Here is a 14,572-nt window from a genome sequence, read left to right on the forward strand (position 1 = left end):
CATAGAATCAAAACATGATTTACCAGGCTCGGAATAAGTTATGCATAGAAATAATTTGAAGCACATGCTCCTAATTGGTGACAACGGTATTAACAACCAGTTTATTCAGCGCGAAATAGAAAAATACAGTGATTTTTCTTTTAGCAGAGAATGCATGACAAGCATTGAGCGCTCGAGTAACCATAAGACTTTCGATGTCGTCCTTATTAGCTACTTACTATTGGCAAATATCGAAGATATCAACATCATTTTATCAAAAATAGAATCAAAGAAATGGGTAGTCTACGATGTTCCTGCTGACATTACCGGACAGAGTATTACCGTAATGCAACTATTCAACTTGTTTAATATAAAAGGAATCATCTATCAGGACGCTCCTATTGATCACCTTACCCGTTGTTTAAAAACAGTGTGTGACGACGATTTGTGGCTACCAAGAAAGTTAATGTCACATATTCTATCTAATAGACACGATTACACTTTCAAGTCGAAAGTAATACTATCTAGCCTTACTAAAAGAGAAGTTCAAATATTCAAGCGCGTGATTAGAGGCGATTCAAATTTAGAAATTTCAAACGAACTATTTATTTCAGAAAGTACGGTAAAGACGCACGTATACAATATATATAAAAAAATAAATGTCACAAACCGCAAAGAAGCAATAAGAAAAGCATATTTTATCAATAGTTTAGAGACTATTATACAACCTGATATAAAGCTCAAAGTATAACTACAATCCAAAGATAATAGTAAATTACAGTTACCTACAAGCACGATGACAGTTGACGAAAGTTCCCTTTCAAAGCTTGGGCCACGTCCCCCCTTAACAAGTTTCTGCTCTGATATCCAACAACTGCGCATCACAAAAACTTAAGCCTCACGACACATTTCGGCTCTATGACTCACAGCTTCTCAAAAAGCTTAGCTGCTCCGGTTTGTACATGACTTTCCTAACAAAGCTGTAAAAATTCACTCTAACCCCATGTAATTGCTCATCTAGAGCAAATAGAACTTGAGCTTCCCCTTAAGGTCAGCTTTATAATCATGTTTTTACCGGAACAAAAACATGCATTACCCATCCTTCGCTCTAATATTAGTCGCTTTTTCTTCTAGCCTTTATGCCTCTGATGATGGCGATCCTGAATTAGGTAAAGTGAAATCACCAAGCTGCGTTTTTTGTCATAACCCCACCAGCCCTTCGGCTGATAACTCCTATCCTAAGCTTTCTGGTCAAGATCCAACCTACCTCTTTAATACAATGAAAGCGTATCAAAATGGGGAAAGACAAGGCGACTACGCAGATATGATGCGAGCACAACTAAGCAAGCTCAATGACCAAGACTTGAAAGATATAGCGGCTTTTTACACGTCACAACATTAGCGGGCCCACTTTCATCAGGTTAATCATCAGCTAAATAAGCATCACCAAGCCGTCTATACTTCAAGCAAACTCACAGAGCTCATTGAAGGTCGCGATAGATATACCTTTACACGTATCATCCAACCCTTACAATGTGCAGCAAATATATTTATCAAGGTTTATCTCTATGTCTATTCAATGGTTTCCGGGCCACATGCATAAAGCCCGCAAAGAAATCGAAGAAGTTATCCCACAGGTTGATGTGATCATCGAAGTACTGGACGCTCGTATCCCGTTTAGTAGTGAAAACCCAATGATCTCTTCACTGCGCGGCGATAAGCCTTGTGTAAAAGTGTTGAACAAGCGTGACCTTGCCGATCCTGAACTGACTCAGCGTTGGATTGAACACTTCGAGAAAGAGCAAGGCGTTAAAGCGATTGCGATTACGACTAGCGTAAAAGAAGAAGTTAACCACGTTATGGAGCTAGTACGTAAGCTGGCACCGCACCGTGAACAGATGGGCAAGAATATTCGTACAATGATCATGGGCATCCCAAACGTGGGTAAATCGACCATCATCAACTGTTTGGCGGGACGTACGATCGCGGTTACTGGTAACCAACCTGCGGTAACTCGTCGTCAGCAACGCATTAACCTGCAGAATGGCGTGATCCTTTCAGACACTCCAGGGATCCTTTGGCCTAAAGTGGAAAACCCACACAGTGGCTTCCGCTTGGCTGCAACAGGTGCTGTAAAAGATACGGCAATGGAATACGATGAAGTGGCATTTTACACAGTAGAGTACCTAGCAAAGCAGTACCCTAACCTTTTGCAAGAGCGCTACCAAATTGAAGAGCTGCCTGAGTCTGACATCGAACTGATGGAAGCGATTGGCCGTAAGCGTGGTGCACTTCGTGCAGGTGGCCACATAGACATTCACAAATGTTCAGAAATCCTGCTTCACGAATTGCGTAATGGCACTTTAGGTAAGGTAACTCTTGAGTTGCCAGAAATGATCACACAAGAGCTGATCGAAGTTGAAGAAGCGGCTGCGCTGAAAGCCGAACAACAGATTAAGAAAAAAGAAGAGCGTCGTAAGCGTTACTTGAAGAACAAGCGTTAATCGCTATTAGTTTTTATTAATCTACTTTAGTTTCTGTTTACCACTCTTACACCTGCCTCTAATATATTCACGTTCTATCGATGATAGAGCGTGAATATTGCCTGTTACCGTTTGTTGATCTAGCTAACATACTGACAAATCTATAGAAACGGTCGTTTACAATCCCAAAGACTGTGACATACTACGCAAATTATTGTGTATTCATCTCGGCTAATTTCTCAATGCGCTCTTATTCTGGGTTCAAGAATCAAAGATTTAAAACCTATTTCGATAATGAAATTTATTTGCCGTACATAAATTTCATCTACATCCCGATCTCAATATTCTGTGCTTTCATCATCACCGACTACATCCACTTTGGTAGCGAGTGCATTACACCTATCATTTTCCGAGTCATACTTTTTCTATTGATGATGGCTGTCGCCAGATACTGCATTACAAACAAACCCAACGTTTTGGAACTGGTAGAAAGTACTTTCCTTGTAGTTAGCTCACTTTTCTTAGTCTATGTCGGTCGGCTTGCGATTGATCTGAATAATTTCGATTACCAAGGTGGTATCATTCTCGTCATGATCTACATTGGCACATTTTCAAGATTGTCAGCCAAATACAGTATCTTTACGCTGTCGTTTATCTTTTTGGCTTATCTGATCGGCCTTGCGCCACTGCTTTATGAAGCAGAGCCAAAGCATGAAATAGAAACAATTTCCGTTTATATTTCGGCTTACATCCTAATCTCAGCGGCCTGTATAAGACGTGACTTAGAAGTACACAAGCGTTTTGCTCAATCCGAGCAGTTGCGCAAACAAGCGATTCAGCTTCGCAAACAATCCAATATGTTTGAGGCCCTTTCTTATCAAGACGCGCTAACAGGTTGCTACAACCGCCTTTATCTTCATCAGGTCATAGAACCGAGCATAAACCGTCAGTTATCCATTACATCGATAATGATAGATGTTGATCATTTCAAATCAATTAACGACACCTACGGCCATCAAATGGGCGACATGGTGATAAAAGAACTGGCTGATGAGATTCAAAAACGACTACCGACGAGCAGTAACTGCTTTCGATACGGGGGTGAAGAATTTTTGGTGATGGTGCAAGGGGAAACAAAGGCTTCAATTGAATCGCTAGTTAACTCCCTTTTAGAGTCCCCTTCTCGCCTTAGGTTAGAGGTAACGATTTCAATCGGTGTAAAACATGCACCTCAGGCCCTTGGTTCTGTCGAGCAACTTATCGACGACGCCGACCAAGCACTCTACATTTCGAAGAAAGGTGGTAGGAATAAGATCACATGGTGTGATTAATCACCCAGTATTTCACGCACCTTAGCGATTAACAAAAAAGACGACTACTCCAATCAAAAAAGCCCCGAACAATTTAATGCTCGGGGCTTTTATCTTTATTTTTCAGCTTTGGTAAGCGTTGCAATTAAGCAAGGAACCAGTATTCAACAAGAATCGTCTAAGAATACACGACGCTTGCTGTTTTCTGTTCAAGTTCAACGGGAGAGTTCCAAGAAATCACTTTTTCGTTCACTTGGCTACCACATGGTGCATTCCAAACTTGCTCTAGCTCTTCTTTGCCTCCAATTGCTTCATAAAACGCGATAGCTTGGCGATTTTCAGACATCACTTCTAGGTAAAGCCCTGAATCCGAATAGTATTGCTGTAACCACTTCGATAGTTCAGACAATAGACGCTTGCCTACACCGCGACCGCGGTAATTATTGTCTACGTGTAACGCATCAATGAACGTACCTCGTTCAAAGTTGTGATTGCCAAACGCGCAGACGAAACCAACCAGTAAACCGCCTTCTTCTAACAATAAAACATGTTGGTTGAAAGGAGGATTAATCAAACGAGTCTGCCAAATAACAGATCTGTCCTCCAAAACATCATTTTCTAAGTAATCATCAGCAAGGATGCCACGGTAATATAGCTTCCAGCTATCCGCGTGTAATTGGGCAATCCGCTCATAATCTTTATATTCAGCTACCTTAATTTCCATTTATTAGCCCTTAGTACTTCCATTTATGACTTGCTACTACATTTCACACTACCTTTATACAATATTTAAGCAAAACATACTAATACACGTTTACACTTTCAATATTGACTTACACGTGTACGCTGATATTCTAGCGCACAGATGTAAGCCCAATGGAAATTTGCTAATGAATAGTGCCGACAAACAATCTACAAAAAAGCCGCCATTAATCTGGCTCAATATTTTTGTATTCTCTTTTAGTATGCTGCTTGCTGTTGTAGCCGCTCCCGTTTATGGCTACTTTTTTGGCTATGGTATGGAGCATTGGATATGGCTAGCGATCTGCTTTACGTTCTGTAACCTTTCAATCACGACGGGTTATCACCGTTTATGGTCACACAAGGCATTTGAAGCACATTCAAGCCTAAGATTCCTGTTTGCATTAGGTGGCGCATTTGCCCTGCAGAACAGCGCGCTACACTGGTCTTCTGATCACCGTGTACACCACAAGCATGTCGATAACAACGACAAAGACCCATACTCTGCAAAACGTGGGTTTTGGTACTCACACATTGGTTGGATGATTCGTAATTACAGCACTTCAATGTACGAAAACTACGAAAACTGCCGTGACCTTAAAAAAGACAAGATTGTTATGTGGCAGCACAAGCACTATGTTCTGTTGGCATTGCTGATGAACTTCGGTGTTCCTATCGCTTTAGGTGTTATTTACGGTGACGTACTTGGCATGTTGTTAATCGTAGGCGCTGTTCGTTTGGTACTTAACCACCACACAACATTCTTCATTAACTCTCTTGCTCACATCTGGGGTAGCCAACCTTTTACCGACAAAAACACGGCCCGCGATAACGGTGTGTTGGCGGTTCTAACTTTTGGCGAAGGCTACCATAACTTCCACCACATTTTTGAGAACGACTACCGTAACGGCATCTACTGGTGGCAATACGATCCTACAAAGTGGTTGATCAAAAGTGCTTCATTGATGGGACTGACAAGTAAGCTTAAGAAGACCCCTCAAGCTCGCATTGAGAAAGCCGAAGCGTCAATGCTACTCAAACGCACACAGCAAAAAATCATGCACCGTGCCGACAAGCAACAAATCGCAGACAAGCTTCAGCAAGAATTCGATGCTCTAGTATCAAACATGAACGAGTACTACGAAGTCAAAAAGCAGCTACTTGAAAGTAAACGTGAAGACGTTGTGAAGAAGTACGAACACTCAGTTCTTAAAGTTCGTTACCAGCAAATCAAAATGAATTTCGAACAACAGAAGAAAAATTGGGCGATGACAGTGGAACAATATGCTTAAAGCAAAAAAATACGCTTAACACACCAATAACAACACAGTTTGATTCTTATTCTGAAGCCCTTATATTGCTATGAGGGCTTTTTTAATTCACAGTTCTAATTAAATTTATGAATTTTAAGTCTTTATTCTAATTACAGACACTAGTTCCAAATGTCACATTTTCAATGCAACAAGATGTCACTTCAGAGCCTTGCCTGTGACAAGAATCACTTACAGAATGATATCCATCTCATAACATGCGCGTCCCAAATTTCTTTCAGCAATTAGCGGACCCACTTTATGAAATTGTTAAAAACATCTATCGCTTTCGCCATCTCTTCTGCACTTTTGATTGGTTGCAGCAGTGACACAGATTACGTTCAACCTGAAGAAGTAAAGATCGCGACTTATAACTTGTCTTTTGATCGTGCCACCTTCGAAGACCTTGTAACAGAAATGCAGATTGAACCAAGCGCTCAAACAAAAATAGTAACCGACTATTTGGATAACACGATTGATGACGCTGACAAAGTAACAGCTGCCAAGGTTATCCAGATCCGCAACGTCGCTGCCGTGATTCAAAAGAATCGACCTGATGTGCTGATGATGGCTGAATTTAACAATAATGGTACTGGTACCGACCAATCAGCGCTCGAAGGCTTCCAGAAGAACTACCTTTCTGTTGCTCAAAGTATCGAAGGTGCAGGTGGCGACGCGAACCTAGAACCAATCTCATACCCATATTTTGAAAGCTATTCGACCAATACAGGTTTGCTGAACGAATTTGGTTTTGATTTAGACAATGACGGTAATTTTGGAACACTTCCCGGTGACGCTTGGGGCTTCGGTTTCTACCACGGTCAGTACGCGTTTGCTCTAATGTCTAAATATGAGATAGACACGGCAAACACTCGTACATTCCAAGAATTCAAATGGAAGGATCTTGAAGGTGCAACCATCCCAACAATCACAGTGTGTGATGATCCTAGTAAGTTCCCTGTCGGCATGGACTGTGGCGACGAGTGGTACACAGCAGCTGAATGGGAAGAAGTTCGTCTATCGTCAAAAAACCACGTTGACGCGCCGATCCTAATTCCAACTAAAAACGGGACAGAAACCGTTCACTTGTTGATGTCACACCCTACTCCTCCAGCTTTTGATGTGGGTAAGAACATTGAGCAAAACGCAGCAGAAGTCGACTTCTGGCACCAATACATCCAAAACAAGTCGTTCATCTATGATGACACTGGAAAAACAGGTGGCCTAGAGCAAGGCAAGCACTTTGTTATGATGGGTGACCAAAACCTAGATCCTGTTGATGGCGACGGCATTAGCTCTGTAATGCAAGACTTGCATAACGACTCGTTAGTTAATCAAGAAGTCACCAACGGCAGTCTATACCCTACTAGTTATGGCGCAGCTGAACATGCGGTAGATAAGTCATCGTCTCACCCACAACCAAACCGTATAACTTCGACGTTTGGACTTGCGGTTGATTACGCACTGCCGTCAGCTACATTAAACATTGTTGAATCTGGTGTTTATTGGTCAGCTTCGTATGAAGAAGGACGCAAACTATTCAATGACTCACGAATTGGTGATTATGGTAACGGCAAGGATGTATCCTCTGACCATCGTATGATCTGGGTAAAGGCTGATTTCAGTAACTAATTCATTCACTTTTTAAGATGGCCGGCTTAGTGTCGGGCTTTCTTATGAGCGTAATTCATTAATAATCTCGCGATTACAAAGAGAATTATGGACACAAACAGCCATAGTCATTGGATAGATCGTATCTTTTTCTTTGGTTTATAGATACTTATATTACCCGGACCCAGAGATTTATTGCCCTAGGAATTCACAATGACTAAGCTAACCATTATTGCAACGATCGTCTCTAAAGAAGATAAAACTGAGCTAGTTAAATCAGAGATGATTAAATTGATCGATAAAACCCGCTCCGAAGAAGGCTGTATCAACTACGACCTCCATCAAGATAACAGTAACCCTGCTCACTTCGTTTTTCATGAGAACTGGGATTCTGAAGCTCATCTAGAGAAACACTTAGCGAGCCAACACATCGCCGAGTACATGGCTGCGACTGAAAACTGTATTGAAACCTTTGTGCTTAACAAAATGACGCACATTGCCTAACCAGTCACTCAGTACTGATTCAATAAAAACCCTGCTTTCAACGCAGGGTTTCGCTTTTCTTGCCTGTCATGTTGTTTCGAGTTCATTTTGTGCCAGGCTCGATGTGCCGCTTCCTCCCTCATAAACAGAAGCTAATCTCTCCACAGTCGAAATATTCCTAAACCAATATCAAGTAACCTCACGAAAGATCATTCACATTCATTTAAATACTGTTCGCGCGCTTTGACCATAAACTAAGCGCCAAATTACAAGAACAACAGTCGACAGGAATGTAGATGAATACCAAACAACTTGAGGACGCTGTAAGTGAAGTGAACTTATTCAATCAGCACCTATACTTAATCCAATCCGTGCATACCATTCCGACCCCAAAAATGAATTGGGAGTCGATTGCGATGGAGCCTGCTCCGGTAATGCCAACAGTTCGATTCGATCATAAAGTCAAAGCCATGGAAGCACTCGATGAGTACAAGCCTAGCTGGCTAGATATGCTGCTAGGCAACAAGTCGAAATTGTACACCCTCACCAACAATATTGAGCGTGCCGCCGAACAGGACATCGAGCAATACAAGACAGAGTTTGTGCATTGGGTTCAAAGCTACAGTTACTGGGCCAAGGGCAATCAATTATCGAAAGGTATATTAAACAACGATAGTGAAGCAAAGCTTTCTGCCCTTTCCGAAGCTCAGCAGAACTCGATTAACGCCGCGGTAGCCGACACTAAGCTGATTAACCATAACTTCAATACTTATAAGAATGGTCACCTGCTAGAAATCAATATTCAGGTTAATAAGCACAACGTGATCCCTAAAGAAAAAAAGGTATTGTGCCAAGGTGAAGTGAAGCTTGAAACGATGTCTCTTTCTGAAAGCAATGCTTTATATCGAGAGTATGTCTGCAGCTGTATTCTCAAATGTGCGCAAGATGCTTTCAATGTCTTACCCGAGACGAGCGTTGTGATCAATGTTGAACGGATTTCTGCAGATCAATCAAGCGAGACCATAGTTTCATGCCATGTCGAACAAGGGCTACTCGAGTTCTTATTAATCGAAGACGATAAACCTTCTGAGATACTTGAATTCTTTGTCCACATTGAAGATTTCAATCCTCATCGAGGTAGCGGGTTCTCAGCGATAAAAACGATTTTTTCGCCTTTACCTATGGCGTCGTAACTCACTAGCTTTTTCGATTCAATCATTGGCGACTCTTCACGACTAACCTTGCGTTCGTCGTATTCTATCATTTTATATACCAAACCATTATGTCGACACACGCTATCTCGCAAACAACGCGCCCATTAACAAACACAGTTTCATACACACGATACCTAGGAAAGCTACCTTTAGCTCTCATCGCGTTCTCTATGCCCATATTTGGAAAAGAGGCTGGAGAGGAGGTTGAAGAAGTGGAAGTCGAGGACCAAGTCGTATTAAGCGAAGGTTCTGAATTACAAGAAGAAGCTAAAGAATCCCCTTTTACGACCTTGACCAAGCTTGGGTTTATCTACTCACAAAACACCAGCTCATCTTTGTCGATCAACTCTGGAATCTCTATTGGATACAAAAAAGAGAACTGGGGCCAACGAGTTCAGTTTGATACCTACTATACCGATGCTGAAAACGACGAAGACGGTACCAATCGCTATACCACCAACTATGGCATCAGCTATGACTTGAACGAAATCACCTATTTGGTCGCGACAACACGTTTTGAACACGATCACTATGGTACCTATCGTAAGCAATTCATTACCGCGACCGGATTGGGTCGTCACTTTTACGATACAGAAAGAATCAAGCTTCAAGGCTCTGCGGGTCCGGGTTACAGAATCAGTCAACGACAACCCTCCGATGAAGAGTTCCCAAACAAAGAAAACTACGAGCTGATCGTTAATGCCAGTATTGATGGATCGCTAACACTTACAGAAACGTTTTCTATGGGTGCAACTGCAAACATGGCCTACGGTGAAGAGAACACAAACTACAACCTAAAAGGCTATTTGAAGAACATTCTGATGGGTAATTTAGCACTGACGTTTGATACCGAATACATTTACAACACCACTGTCGCCTCAGATCAAAGTAACGCCGAAATCTACAGCTCAATGAATCTAAACTACGATTTCTAACCGCCCTCACCGCTTTCCTCACTTAATCTAGCCCACAATAGCAAAAGGCCCTCACAATGAGGGCCTTGAAGTATCTAGATAAATTTAAAGCATCTCGCTACGCTGGTTTGGTTCTTAATCGAGTCAACGCATCCATTTGCTTTAGGTTCGCCATACCGACATACGCGACAGGCACTAAGAACAATGAGAAGAAAGTTCCGACAGATAATCCACCGACCAGTACTAAACCAATATTAATTCGACCTAATGAACCAGGGCCATCAGCCAGTGCTAACGGTAATGAACCTAGGATCATCGTGAGTGAGGTCATCAAGATAGGACGCAACCTCGAACGAGCACTGCTGATCGCCGCTTCTTGCGCACTGGCGCCAGACTTACGTTTCTCATTCGCAAACTCCACCAGCAAGATACCGTGCTTGGTCACTAGGCCAACCAGTGTCAGCAACCCTATCTTGGAGTAAATATTGAGGCTTTGACCAAATACCGACAGCGTCAAAATCGCGCCCACAATACATAATGGAACCGTTAACAAGATGATCATAGGGTCGACAAAGCTTTCAAATTGCGCCGCTAGAATCAGGAAGATGAAAATCAACGCCAATACGAACAGCACTTGTGCGCCGGCGGTTGAATCAACTAGATCTTTAACGATGCCATTGAATTCGTAGCTCTGCGCCGGTTTCAATAAGCTTGGAACCGTATCATCAATGTAGGCTTTAACATCACTTGCCGTGTATCCGGGCATTAAGTCAGCCGTAATTTCAGCGCTGTCTTTACCCATGAACGTCTTGAAGTTAGATTCCGATGTCACTTGTTTGATTGAAACAAATTGGGATAACGGAAGCCTTTGCCCCGATTGTGAATCCACATACAACTTATCGAGCACCTTGAAATCACCAAGATCACTTCGGTTTACTTGAACTTGAATTGGGTATGTATAACCGTCATCCGCTTGTAAATCCGCCGCTTTCACTGAACCCAGAAATGTTGATAACGCATTGGTGACATTGCCGTAATCCACACCAGACAACACAATCGCATTACGGTCAATCGATAAGTCATAGCGTAACTGGTCACGCAACATCGAGTTCTTAATGTTGGTTACGCCCTCGTAATCCTCAAGCGCGTTAACGACTTCGCTCGCGGTTTCAGACAGCACAGTGGTATCACGGTTAACCGTTGTCAATTCAAGGATCATGTTGGTAGCGATGTTTAGGTTATCTGCTGAGCGCACCTTGAAGGACATGCCGTAAGCAGAGACTGAACTTTGTGCTTTAGCGATAAACTCGTTTACCAATTCATCAGCTGACTGGTCACGTTCACCCCATGGTTTCAACAGAACGTGATTGGTCGGTGTACCTTCAATGTAAGATAAGTTCGCTTCTACTGAACTATTACCCTTGAACACACTGTTAAGCTGCTCGTTGTTATCTAAATGGTACTGACGGCCAACACCAGTTGGTGGCGTAGAAGTCACCTCAACAAAACCGGTATCTTCCGTTGGAAGTAATACTTGAGGCATTTTCCAAACCGCTAAGGCAGACAGAGCGATTAGTACCAAAGCAATACCACTCATCAGAGCCTTACGATCAAACCATTTGCCCAGTTCTTTGGTGTATAAATCCGATAACACATTCAGTTTCGCATCAACCTTTTGATACCACTTCGCCGGAGTTGATACAGGCTTCATTAAATAAGCACTCATCATTGGCGAAAGCGTTAACGCCACAAACCCAGAAATAATGACCGCTGCTGCTAACGTGAAAGCAAATTGTCTAAACAGGTCAGCGGTTAAGCCCGCCATCAAGCCAATTGGTAAGTAAACAACCGCCAATGTTAACGTCATAGCAATCACTGGAAAGACGATCTCTCGACACCCTTTAATTGCAGCATTAAATGGCGTTTCACCTTCTTCGATATGACGATAGCAGTTTTCAGCCACGACAATCGCATCGTCGACCACCAAACCAATAGCAAGGATGATTGCCAAAATAGTAAGCACATTGATGCTAAAGCCAAGTACATGCATCACGGCAAACACACCAATCACACATACTGGAATGGTGATGATTGGAATCGAAGCCACACGAACAGAACCGAGGAACAGAACGACGACAACAGAAACAAGTACAATCGCTTCCACTAAAGTCATGAAACCTTCGTCAATTGCCGTTTTAATGAAATCAGCTTGGTTATAAACCATCTTCATCTCAATGCCTTCTGGCAACTGAGGCTGAATCACATCAATCTGTTTCTTCACTTTATTCGCAACGGTTACTGGGTTTTCACTTTTTAGCGGCAACACCTGAATCGACATCGCTAGGTTGTCGTCTACACGTAGAATACTTGGTGTAAGGCTCTCTTCCCCCATTTTGACTTCAGCGATATCACCTATACGAATGATCTTGCCGTTATCGACACGAACCACCAAATCTCGCACGTCATCAACGCTGGTGACTTGGTTTACTGGGTTGATAGAGAAATCTCGCACTTGCCCCTTGATGGTACCCGCGGTAAACGTTGCGTTGTATGAACTTAAAGTGCCGACAACGTCAGAAGCACTCATGTTGAGCGCCATCATACGATCCGGTTGCAACCAAACACGCACCGCTTTCTCACTACCGCCGTACGGCCCCCAAATACCACCGACACCTTGAATATGCTTAAACTGCGGCACGACTTGTTGGCTGATGTAGTCGTACATATCTTGTTTAGACATCTTGCCAGTATTCACAAACGTGATGATGTTGCTCGGCATGCTAGTATCAGAAGAGTCATCCGTTACTGTTGGCTTATCCGTCATACTCGGCGGGAAATCACCAATCGCTTCAACGCTGCTACGCAGGTTGTTCATCAAGCTAGTGTATTCGACGTCATTAATGTCATCTTCAAAGATGATTTTTAGATTACACGTGCCTTCCTGACAATCCGTGGTCATGGTCTTAACACTATCAAGACCCGTTGCCGCGGTGATCAGTTTATCTGCCACATTGCGTGACATAAACTCCGCACTCGCACCATTGATCGCAGCCGTTACCGTTGCTGACGGTGTTTTATGTTCTGGAAAGTACTGGATTGAGAGCTTTTGAAACGACAAAAGCCCAAGCAAAACAATGGTGATACTCAGAACTGACGCAAACACAGGGTGCTTAATACAAATCTCAGGAAGCTTCATCCAGATTCTCCTTCGTTACAGCTTCCTTGCTTAGTGTTTCGTTAGTGTGAGTTTCGCTCGTTGAATCCTCAACAGCCGCGCTCGTCTCTGCTTGCTCGCTGTTTTCGATGATCGCTTCATCTACGCCTTTCGATGCTTCCGTCCAATCAACCGAAGGCTCAATCGGATGGGGTTCATCCACCTGTGTTATGGTCTTTTCTACTTTAGGCTTTGCGGTCTGCTGAGGATTGTCTTTGTTTGTCGGTTCCGTTATTAGCTCAACGGTTTTCTGTTCAGCATTTGGGTTCATGACCTTAACTAACGACGCTTTCTTAAGATTCTGTTGTCCCGTCACAACGACGTTATCGCCAAGCTTCAAGCCTTTCTCTACAACAACGTAACCATCGTTAGTATTCACGCCTAATTCGACAATACGTTGCTCGATTCTTTCGCCATTCACAACCCAAACAAAGCGCTCTGCATCTTTTGCTTGAACTGAGTTTTGGGAAACCACCATTTGCGTGGAGTCTTCACTCGTCATCTGACTTACTTTGGCAAACATACCCGGAACTAAGCGATGCTCTGGGTTAGTCACGTGCGCGTGTACTTCAACACGGCCTGAGCTCTCGTCCACCGCTGGCGCAATGTAATCCACCACGCCAGAAAACGCTTCATCAACAAATGCATCAACTTGGATGGAAACATTCTGCCCAAGCTTTGCGTTGCCCAAGTCCGACTGGCCAATGGAATACTGAACTTCGACAGGATCAAGTTTGATCAAGCTAACAAGTGCCGTCGAACTATCAATTTTACTGCCTACTGAATGGCTAAAGTTAGTGAGCTGCCCGTCAAATGGGGCAACCAACAGGTAATCGTTCATTAGCGCTTCTTTCTGGCGGAAATCAGCCGCGGCTAGATTCGCCTGTTCTCCCAGTTCTTCCACATCTTGCTGAGACATAGAGTCAGGCTGTTTCTTTAGTAATTCTTGTACTCGCTTTAATTTCGACTTTGCTAACGCTAGAGAGCTTCTAGCTTTGTCGAGATCGGCTTTCGCTTTGGTATTGTCGAGTTGAGCGATCAGTTCACCTTTTTTAACTGAATCTCCATCTTTGAAATGGATATTAAGAATTTTGTCGGAGGCACTAAATGTCAATGCAGCAGAATCCGTTGCCCTGATTTTACCTACCTCGTTGATTGAAGAAGTGAATGCTCGTTTGTGAGCTTTTTCAATAGTCACAGGAATCAAGTTTGAATCTTGGGCAAACGATGGAGAGATATGTAAGGCAAACAGTGCCAAACAGATTGTTTTACTAAGCTTTGTAAATTTCATTTTTAATAACCATAACCGTTGA

12 protein-coding genes are annotated in these 14,572 nt (G+C 42.9%); 9 read left to right on the forward strand and 3 right to left on the reverse strand.

The annotated features are described in order from the left end of the window. Positions 1-40 precede the first annotated feature (40 nt). From BCV39_RS15490 to BCV39_RS15505, 4 genes are all read left to right on the forward strand, one after another. On the forward strand, positions 41-730 hold the full coding sequence (locus tag BCV39_RS15490; protein ID WP_102460936.1) for a response regulator transcription factor: 690 nt from the start codon (positions 41-43) through the stop codon (positions 728-730). A gap of 336 nt (positions 731-1,066) precedes the next feature. Further along, a complete protein-coding gene (locus tag BCV39_RS15495; protein WP_102431388.1) occupies positions 1,067-1,381 on the forward strand; it encodes a cytochrome c in 315 nt (104 codons plus the stop codon). A gap of 166 nt (positions 1,382-1,547) precedes the next feature. Beyond that, positions 1,548-2,483 (forward strand): ribosome biogenesis GTPase YlqF, encoded by a 936-nt coding sequence (ylqF, locus tag BCV39_RS15500; protein WP_029405588.1) that lies wholly within the window; start codon positions 1,548-1,550, stop codon positions 2,481-2,483. A 284-nt stretch (positions 2,484-2,767) separates the two neighbouring features. Beyond that, the gene (locus BCV39_RS15505) at positions 2,768-3,793 is read left to right on the forward strand and encodes a GGDEF domain-containing protein (protein ID WP_048660411.1); all 1,026 of its coding nucleotides are present in this window, start codon (positions 2,768-2,770) and stop codon (positions 3,791-3,793) included. Positions 3,794-3,950: 157 nt separating this feature from the next. Here BCV39_RS15505 and BCV39_RS15510 read toward each other — a convergent pair whose 3' ends face one another. Next, the gene (locus BCV39_RS15510; RefSeq protein ID WP_055318731.1) at positions 3,951-4,496 is read right to left on the reverse strand and encodes a GNAT family N-acetyltransferase; all 546 of its coding nucleotides are present in this window, start codon (positions 4,494-4,496) and stop codon (positions 3,951-3,953) included. A 166-nt stretch (positions 4,497-4,662) separates the two neighbouring features. On the opposite strand from BCV39_RS15510, the gene BCV39_RS15515 reads away from it, so the two are divergent. From BCV39_RS15515 to BCV39_RS15535, 5 genes are all read left to right on the forward strand, one after another. Continuing rightward, complete coding sequence (locus BCV39_RS15515; protein ID WP_048660095.1) at positions 4,663-5,805, forward strand: fatty acid desaturase; 1,143 nt, start codon at positions 4,663-4,665, stop codon at positions 5,803-5,805. Positions 5,806-6,084: 279 nt separating this feature from the next. Continuing rightward, positions 6,085-7,455, forward strand: a complete 1,371-nt coding sequence (locus tag BCV39_RS15520; protein WP_102431387.1) for an endonuclease/exonuclease/phosphatase family protein — start codon at positions 6,085-6,087, stop codon at positions 7,453-7,455. Positions 7,456-7,647: 192 nt separating this feature from the next. Beyond that, positions 7,648-7,938 carry a putative quinol monooxygenase gene (locus tag BCV39_RS15525; RefSeq protein ID WP_102431386.1) on the forward strand — a complete coding sequence of 97 codons (291 nt, stop codon included), beginning with the start codon at positions 7,648-7,650 and terminating at the stop codon, positions 7,936-7,938. Positions 7,939-8,213: 275 nt separating this feature from the next. Then, on the forward strand, positions 8,214-9,110 hold the full coding sequence (locus BCV39_RS15530) for a hypothetical protein (RefSeq protein WP_102431385.1): 897 nt from the start codon (positions 8,214-8,216) through the stop codon (positions 9,108-9,110). 191 nt (positions 9,111-9,301) lie between these two features. Beyond that, complete coding sequence (locus BCV39_RS15535; RefSeq protein WP_102431384.1) at positions 9,302-10,066, forward strand: DUF481 domain-containing protein; 765 nt, start codon at positions 9,302-9,304, stop codon at positions 10,064-10,066. 97 nt (positions 10,067-10,163) lie between these two features. Here BCV39_RS15535 and BCV39_RS15540 read toward each other — a convergent pair whose 3' ends face one another. Then, a complete protein-coding gene (locus tag BCV39_RS15540; RefSeq protein ID WP_102431383.1) occupies positions 10,164-13,241 on the reverse strand; it encodes an efflux RND transporter permease subunit in 3,078 nt (1,025 codons plus the stop codon). Next, positions 13,228-14,550, reverse strand: a complete 1,323-nt coding sequence (locus BCV39_RS15545; RefSeq protein WP_102431382.1) for an efflux RND transporter periplasmic adaptor subunit — start codon at positions 14,548-14,550, stop codon at positions 13,228-13,230. The genes BCV39_RS15540 and BCV39_RS15545 overlap by 14 nt, the downstream gene beginning before the upstream one ends. Between the last annotated feature and the right edge of the window lie 22 nt (positions 14,551-14,572).

The organism is Vibrio sp. 10N.286.55.E10 (assembly GCF_002872555.1).
GTDB classification, from domain to species: Bacteria; Pseudomonadota; Gammaproteobacteria; order Enterobacterales; family Vibrionaceae; genus Vibrio; species Vibrio crassostreae.

What these genes read in the sequence shown, in the direction of transcription:
- BCV39_RS15490 (WP_102460936.1), top strand. Translation starts at nt 41, where the DNA reads ATGCATAGAAATAATTTGAAGCACATGCTCCTAATTGGTGACAACGGT.
- BCV39_RS15495 (WP_102431388.1), top strand. Translation starts at nt 1,067, where the DNA reads ATGCATTACCCATCCTTCGCTCTAATATTAGTCGCTTTTTCTTCTAGC.
- ylqF (WP_029405588.1), top strand. Translation starts at nt 1,548, where the DNA reads ATGTCTATTCAATGGTTTCCGGGCCACATGCATAAAGCCCGCAAAGAA.
- BCV39_RS15510 (WP_055318731.1), bottom strand. Translation starts at nt 4,496, where the DNA reads ATGGAAATTAAGGTAGCTGAATATAAAGATTATGAGCGGATTGCCCAA.
- BCV39_RS15515 (WP_048660095.1), top strand. Translation starts at nt 4,663, where the DNA reads ATGAATAGTGCCGACAAACAATCTACAAAAAAGCCGCCATTAATCTGG.
- BCV39_RS15520 (WP_102431387.1), top strand. Translation starts at nt 6,085, where the DNA reads ATGAAATTGTTAAAAACATCTATCGCTTTCGCCATCTCTTCTGCACTT.
- BCV39_RS15525 (WP_102431386.1), top strand. Translation starts at nt 7,648, where the DNA reads ATGACTAAGCTAACCATTATTGCAACGATCGTCTCTAAAGAAGATAAA.
- BCV39_RS15530 (WP_102431385.1), top strand. Translation starts at nt 8,214, where the DNA reads ATGAATACCAAACAACTTGAGGACGCTGTAAGTGAAGTGAACTTATTC.
- BCV39_RS15535 (WP_102431384.1), top strand. Translation starts at nt 9,302, where the DNA reads ATGCCCATATTTGGAAAAGAGGCTGGAGAGGAGGTTGAAGAAGTGGAA.
- BCV39_RS15540 (WP_102431383.1), bottom strand. Translation starts at nt 13,241, where the DNA reads ATGAAGCTTCCTGAGATTTGTATTAAGCACCCTGTGTTTGCGTCAGTT.
- BCV39_RS15545 (WP_102431382.1), bottom strand. Translation starts at nt 14,550, where the DNA reads ATGAAATTTACAAAGCTTAGTAAAACAATCTGTTTGGCACTGTTTGCC.